Below are 1,240 nucleotides of genomic sequence, written 5' to 3' on the forward strand. Positions count from 1 at the left end.
CCTCGCCGCAACCGTCATCTTCTGGCTATGAGTCCTGAGCCTAAAGCCGGATTACGAGAAAGCCAAACAGTGGGCCTATTATGCCCAATATACGTCGGATGTTCCTCCGGGTTACGAAGGCAAATTATCTAATGACGAGATCGGTGACTACGCCTGGGATGCATCTCAGGTGCAGAGAACATACCTTTCGGCGGTTACGGGACATTTTGACCTGTCCGAGAAGATCCATTCAGATACAGTCGCATATGGAAATGTTAGCAGCGGCCTCTATGGCGGCACCAATAACTTCGTAACATCTCCCAGTTACGGTACTCCAACGTTGCAGGCGGACGGCTCGGTCTCTGGTGTTCCGATGGCGCTGGGCATGTCACATGCCGATATGCGTCGACTGGGATTTACTCAGAAAGTCTCGATTGAAACATCACATAACAACTATATTGAAAGCGGTCTCTGGTACGAGAATAATCGCTGGATCTATGATTCCATGCTTTATGAAGATGGATTGACGACCGGCCATAACCCACTGTCCGGCTTCAAAAAAGGAACGGGCAGTACGTGGTATAATGACGCTTACAATACCAATACATTTCAGTTTTTCCTTCAGGATCGCTGGAAAATCATTCCAGGCATGACGGTTCTGGCTGGGTTCAAGTCTCTGACGCAAACAACTCATGGTGGCACGAAAGCCGATTATACAGCTCAACTTAAAGATGAAGGATGGAATACTTATTATCGTCACCCTGCGAATGGTACGATGACGGCCTCGGGCGCATTTCTTCCCCATTTCAATTTTGATTACCATTTTCTGGATCATCACGAAATTTACTGGGATATCGCCGAAAATTTGCGCGCTTACGATTACTACTCCCAGACGTCCACGGCAGGACCGTGGGGCGGTTTGGGTAATTCCTCTCAATCTGCCCAGTCCGTGTTTGATACCAATAAAAAAGTTCTCAAACCAGAGCGGACATGGAATTATATTGTTGGATATCGGTATGATTCTCAATTTTTCTCAGGAAGTGCTGATTTTTATCACACTGATTACTATAATCGCCTTGCTTCCATTACGGAAGGAAGCACGGCCACAGCACATAGTGCATATCTGAATGTCGGTCGCGAAACCATGAATGGTGCCGATGCCGCCGTGACGATCCGCCCGTTTTCTGGACTTGAAATTACAAACAGCTTTAGGGTCTGTTAGGTAATGTTGACAAAAGATCTAGACGATTTGGCTGAGATC

At 47.1% G+C, this 1,240-nt stretch carries 1 pseudogene; it reads left to right on the plus strand.

Annotated elements, in window-relative coordinates:
- Positions 1-40 precede the first annotated feature (40 nt).
- Positions 41-1,189: pseudogene (locus tag B7444_RS16080) on the plus strand (TonB-dependent receptor domain-containing protein); the annotation flags it as partial.
- Positions 1,190-1,240 lie beyond the last annotated feature (51 nt).

Origin of the sequence: Gluconobacter thailandicus F149-1 = NBRC 100600 (assembly GCF_000964465.1) — a bacterium.
GTDB lineage: Bacteria > Pseudomonadota > Alphaproteobacteria > Acetobacterales > Acetobacteraceae > Gluconobacter > Gluconobacter thailandicus.